The organism is Lentzea sp. NPDC042327 (assembly GCF_040647275.1).
GTDB lineage: Bacteria > Actinomycetota > Actinomycetes > Mycobacteriales > Pseudonocardiaceae > Lentzea.
In genome coordinates this window covers 1-4986 of sequence record NZ_JBEZBX010000040.1, presented here as the reverse complement: position 1 = coordinate 4986, position 4986 = coordinate 1, and the positions used below count along the sequence as shown (strand labels likewise).

Below are 4986 nucleotides of genomic sequence, written 5' to 3'. Positions count from 1 at the left end.
TGCCCGACGGCTACCGCAAGACGTTGATCAGGCAGATCGCCCAGCACGCGCACTCCGAGATCATCGGGATGCAGCCGGAGGGCAACTGGATCTCCGATCTTCTTGATGTCCATGTGCTCCACGATCGCGAACGGGAGCAGCGGGAACCTGGTGGTGACGGTTGAACCGGCGTTCAACCCATCGGTTGACCCGCGCACCGGCACCGCTCGCCTACAGTCGCCGACGTGTGGCTGCACCGGGCGATGCACGCGGGCTTCTACGTGCTGTTGACGGCGTCGGCGGCGCGGTACGCGACGTACCACGGCGCCGGCGTGCTGGTGCTCGGCCTGACCGCGGCGCTGGGGCTCGCGTACCCGGCGGGGGTGCGGTGGACGCGGGCGTTGCCGGTCGTGCTCGCGGTGTGGCTGGTGCTCGTGTGGGTCGCGCCGAGCTTCGGGTGGTGCGCGATCCCGCTGTTCTTCCAGTGCCTGCGGCAGCTGCGGCCGCGGGTCGCGCTGCCGATCGCGGGCGTGCTGACGTGCGCGGTGGTGCTGGCGCAGATCCGGCTGGCGGCGGCGTTCGACCTCAGCCTCGTGCTCGGGCCGATCGGGGTGGCGGTGCTGACGGCGGCGGTGTTCTTCGACCGGGCGCGGCTGCTGCGCGAGGCGGGGGCGCTGCAGGAACGCCAGCGGGTCGCCCGCGAGATCCACGACACGCTGGCGCAGGGGTTCTCCAGCATCACCCTGCTGCTGGAGCTGGGAGAGCACGACCGCGCGGCCACCGTCGCCAGGGACAGCCTCGCCGAGGCGCGCCGGTTCGTCCGCGACCTCGCGCCGATCCGCGGCACGCTGGTCGACGCGCTGCACCGGCTGTGCCCGCACGTCGAGGTCGACGGCGAGCCGTACCCGTTGAGCGTGCAGACCGAGGTGGCGCTGCTGCGGGTCGCGCAGGGCGCCGTGGCCAACGCCGCCGAGCACGCCCGTGCCGCGCGGGTGGCGATCACGCTGTCGTACCTGGGGGACGCGGTGACGCTGGACGTGGTGGACGACGGCCGCGGGTTCGACCCGGCCGCGGTCGTGCCGGTGGAGGGCCGCGGCTACGGCCTGGCCTCGATCCGCGGGCGCATCACCGAGCTGGGTGGCACGGTGTCCGTGGAGAGCGCGCCGGGGGAGGGAACCGCCGTGGCCGTGACGGTGCCGACGCCGTGAGGGTGCTGGTGGTCGACGACCACCCGGTGGTCCGGTTCGGACTGGTCGGACTGCTGTCGCGCGACTTCGAGGTGGTGGAGGCACCGACCGGTGAACGTGCCGTCGAGCTCGCGTCCACTGTGGAGGTCGTGCTGATGGACCTCCAGCTGGGCAAGGGCATCGACGGTGTCGAGGCCACCACGAGAATTCGCGCGCTGCCGTCGCCGCCGCAGGTCGTGGTGCTCACGACGTACGACTCGGACGCCGACATCGTGCGCGCTGTCGAGGCCGGCGCGATCGGCTACCTGCTCAAGGACTGCGCGCCAGGGGACCTCGCCGCCGCCGTGCGCACCGCGGCGAGCGGCCAGACCGTGCTGTCGCCCGACATCGCGCAACGGCTGCTGAGCCAGGTCCGCCGTCCGGCGCCGAAGCTCAGCCGCCGTGAGGTGCAGATCCTGGAGCACCTGGCCAAGGGCCTGTCGAACCGGGAGATCGCCAGGGCGTTGTTCATCAGCGAGGCCACCGTGAAGACCCACCTGGTGCGGATCTTCGACAAGCTCGGCGTGGAGACGCGCACGGCGGCCGTGACGACCGCCGTGGAACGCAAACTGATCCGCCTCTAACCCCCCTGCTTGCCCAGGCAGAAGCAGGGGTGGTCAGAGTGCGGGTGGGGTGGTGGCGGTGAGGCGCGGGTCGGGTTTGCCGCCGGACATCGCGAGCATGCCCCTCACCACCTTGAACAGCTTCGCGAGCCCGCGCGGTGAGCGCCGGTCGATGCCGCTGATCACCTGTTTGAGGACGGTCAGCTGGTCGAAGTAGACGCGTTCGGTGACCAGGTTCTCGTCCTCGTCGAACACGAAGTACGCCGTCATGCGCGTGCGGTGCCTCCCGCCCGTCGGCGGGATCTTGCCCAGCGGCCCGAGGTGCGTGCCCAGCAGCCAGAACTCGACGATCACCGCGTCGTGGCTGTGCCGCAACGCGATCAGCTCGTGGTCCTGGTCGGGGAACGCCGTGCGCGTGTCGGCGTAGTACCGCCGCACGTCCTCGTCGCCGTCGTGCACGACCATCTGCGCGATGAGCTCGTAGTGCGGGTGCGGGAACGTCGAGAGGGTCGCGTCCCAGTCGTGCACCACCTCGTCGTGGAAGTGGTCGAGCACGAGCTTCTCGCGCGCCTTCAGGACCTCTTCACCGGGCATGTCGAACCGCGATCGCATGTCTCTCCTCCATTTACCCACGGTGTGGGTTAAAGTAGGTCCACGGCGTGGGTTCGAGCAAGGGGTGGTGGGCATGACCCGTCGGGGCAGGCCGCCCAAGGGCGCCGCCGTGCTGTCGCGCGCGGCGGTCGTGGCGGCGACGTTGCAGGTCCTGGACGCGGAGGGGACGGCGGCCGTGGGCATGCGGTCGGTCGCGCGCGTCCTCGGGGTCGACCCGAAGAGCCTCTACAACCACGTGGCCGGCAAGGACGACCTCCTCGACGCGGTCGCCGAGCACCTGCTGGCCGGTCTCGCACTGCCCGCACGCACCGGCGACCCCCGCCACGACCTGCACGCCATCGCCGACAGCTTCCGCACGCGGGCCCTGGAGCACCCGCAGGCCGCGCCCCTCGTGCTGACCCGCCAGCTCGGCTCGCTGGAGGGCCTCGCCCCGGTCGACGCGGTGCTGACCGTGCTGCTCGACGCCGGCGCACCGGCCGCGGAGGCCGTCCACCTGCTGCGGATGCTGCTCGCGACGCTGGTCGGCACCCTGCTGCGCGAGGTGGCAGCGGCCCCGGCGTTCGGCGACCCGGACGGCTCCCGCGCGGAGGTGCTCGCCGGCTCCGGTCTGCCCGCCGTGGCGGCGCTCGCCCCGCAGCTCGCGCGGTTCGACCGGCGCGCCGAGTTCGACTACGGCGTGATGCTCGCCGTCACGGCCGTGCTCGACCGCATCGCCGATCTTCGACAGGCGAGTTGATCAGAACAGCAGCAGACTCCTGCGCGTGAACTCTCGACGCTGGCCGGTGGTGGCGGTCTCAGGTTTCGTGGTGGCGGCGGTCGTCTACGTGCTCGCCGTGCTGACCAGAGCCGGTCAGACCATCGAGAACGCCGCCCTGCGCGGCGCCGACCAGGACGACGTGTCCGAAACGGACGCCGCCTGGCAGGCGCTGGGGGACATCACCGTCTACTCGCTCGCGGCGGCCGTCGTGGCCGTGGCGCTCGTCGGGGTCCTGCGCAAGCGCTGGGACCTGGCCGTCGCCGCCGTCGGGGTGATCGTCGCCGGGCAGGCCGTGGTGCAGGTGCTCAAGCGGTTCGTGCTGCCGAGGCCGGCGCTGGTGCAGGTCACCGGCGACTACGCGCACAACAGCCTGCCCAGCGGGCACACGACGATCGCCATGACGGTGCTGTTCGCGGCGGTGATCGTGGTGCCGTACCGGTGGCGGGGCGTGATGCTGTTCTTCGTCCTGCCGTGGGCGGTCGGCATCGGGCAGTACACGCTGGTCGCGAAGTGGCACCGGCTCAGCGACACGCTGGCCGCGGACGCGATCGCGCTGGCGGTCGCGGCGCTGGCGTCCTGGTGGCTCGCCCGCAGGGGAGCACTCGAACGGTATGAGGGGCCCAGCAAGAAACCACGTGTGGTGCTGATCGTGTTCTGGGCGCTGGGCGGCCTGGTGTCGCTCGTGCTCGGCGTGTTCCTGTGGGCGGTGCCGCTGGCCAGGGAGGGGCTCGGCGCGGACGAGTGGGTGATCTACCTGGGCGCGGGGTCGCTCGCGTCGGCCGGGTCGGTCGCGGCGGCGCTCGCGTTCCTGGCCTGCTGGCGGCGCGTCTGCTGACCGCCGGGCAACCAGTTGATCTCCAGCGCGTCCTGGTGGGCGAGGGGTTACGTGGAAAGGGGACAATGCGTTGGGAGTCAACCGTCGGGTAGCGCTGGCGTTGGGGGCGGGGGCCGCACTGGCCGTCGCGGTGCCCGCGCAGGCGCAGGCCTCACCGATCACCGGCCGGCTGCGGGACCTGGAACGGCAGCACGGTGCCCGGCTGGGCGTCTTCGCGAGCGACACGGGAACCGGCAGGACGGTCCTGCACCGGTCGAACGAGCGCTTCCCGATCTGCTCGGTGTTCAAGACGCTCGTCGCGGGGGCGGTGCTGCGGCGCGACCAGGACGGCGCACTGCTCGGGAAGGTCGTCCGCTACACCTCCGCGGAGGTCGAGAAGTCCGGCTACGGGCCCATCACCGGCAAGCCGGAGAACCTCGCGAACGGCATGACCGTCAGGGCCCTGTGCGAGGCCACCATCACCTACAGCGACAACGCCGCGGCCAACCTCCTGCTGCGCGAGCTGGGCGGCCCGAGCGCCGTCACCCGGTTCTGCCGTTCGATCGGCGACCCGGTCACGCGCCTGGACCGCTGGGAGCCCGAGCTCAACTCCGCCGAACCGTGGCAGGAGCTCGACACGACCTCGCCGCGGGCGATCGGCCAGTCCTACGCCCGCCTGACCGTCGGCCACGCGCTCGAACGGCCGGACGCCCGCCAGCTGACCGACTGGCTGCTCGCCAACACCACCGGCGCCAACCGCATCCGGGCCGGCCTGCCCGGTGAGTGGCGGCTCGGCGACAAGACCGGCACCGGCAGCTACGGCACCACCAACGACGTCGGCATCGCCTGGCCGCCCGGCCGCGCGCCGATCGTGATCGCCGTGCTGGTCACCAAGCCGGAGGACCCGAAGGCCGGGGCGGACGAGCCGCTGGTGGCCCAGCCACGCAGCCGGCCGACGCGGGCAGCAGCGGGCGCACCTGCCCGGCGCTCGCCGCGTTGTCGAGCAAGATCGAGAACGCGCGGTCCGCCGTCAGC

The 4986-nt window shown here is 72.1% G+C and carries 6 protein-coding genes and 1 pseudogene; 6 read left to right on the top strand and 1 reads right to left on the bottom strand.

Going from position 1 to position 4986, the window contains the following annotated elements:
* The 3 genes and pseudogenes from AB0A63_RS40515 to AB0A63_RS40505 form a co-directional block, all read left to right on the top strand.
* A pseudogene (locus AB0A63_RS40515) lies at nucleotides 1-95 on the top strand (Phenylacetic acid catabolic protein); the annotation flags it as partial.
* A 129-nt stretch (nucleotides 96-224) separates the two neighbouring features.
* Nucleotides 225-1187: an ATP-binding protein gene (locus AB0A63_RS40510; protein ID WP_360402168.1), complete on the top strand. Its 963-nt coding sequence runs from the start codon at nucleotides 225-227 to the stop codon at nucleotides 1185-1187.
* Nucleotides 1184-1789, top strand: a complete 606-nt coding sequence (locus AB0A63_RS40505; protein ID WP_360402165.1) for a response regulator transcription factor — start codon at nucleotides 1184-1186, stop codon at nucleotides 1787-1789. The genes AB0A63_RS40510 and AB0A63_RS40505 overlap by 4 nt, the downstream gene beginning before the upstream one ends.
* Before the next feature lie 33 nt (nucleotides 1790-1822).
* Here the strand turns inward: AB0A63_RS40505 and AB0A63_RS40500 are convergent, their stop codons facing one another.
* Nucleotides 1823-2380 carry an ester cyclase gene (locus tag AB0A63_RS40500; RefSeq protein WP_360402162.1) on the bottom strand — a complete coding sequence of 186 codons (558 nt, stop codon included), beginning with the start codon at nucleotides 2378-2380 and terminating at the stop codon, nucleotides 1823-1825.
* Between the two features lie 73 nt (nucleotides 2381-2453).
* On the opposite strand from AB0A63_RS40500, the gene AB0A63_RS40495 reads away from it, so the two are divergent.
* From AB0A63_RS40495 to bla, 3 genes are all read left to right on the top strand, one after another.
* Complete coding sequence (locus tag AB0A63_RS40495; protein WP_360402159.1) at nucleotides 2454-3116, top strand: TetR family transcriptional regulator; 663 nt, start codon at nucleotides 2454-2456, stop codon at nucleotides 3114-3116.
* 25 nt (nucleotides 3117-3141) lie between these two features.
* Nucleotides 3142-3972, top strand: a complete 831-nt coding sequence (locus AB0A63_RS40490) for a phosphatase PAP2 family protein (RefSeq protein WP_360402156.1) — start codon at nucleotides 3142-3144, stop codon at nucleotides 3970-3972.
* A 70-nt stretch (nucleotides 3973-4042) separates the two neighbouring features.
* A partial coding sequence (gene bla, locus AB0A63_RS40485; protein WP_360402153.1) for a class A beta-lactamase occupies nucleotides 4043-4986 on the top strand: 944 nt, incomplete at its 3' end.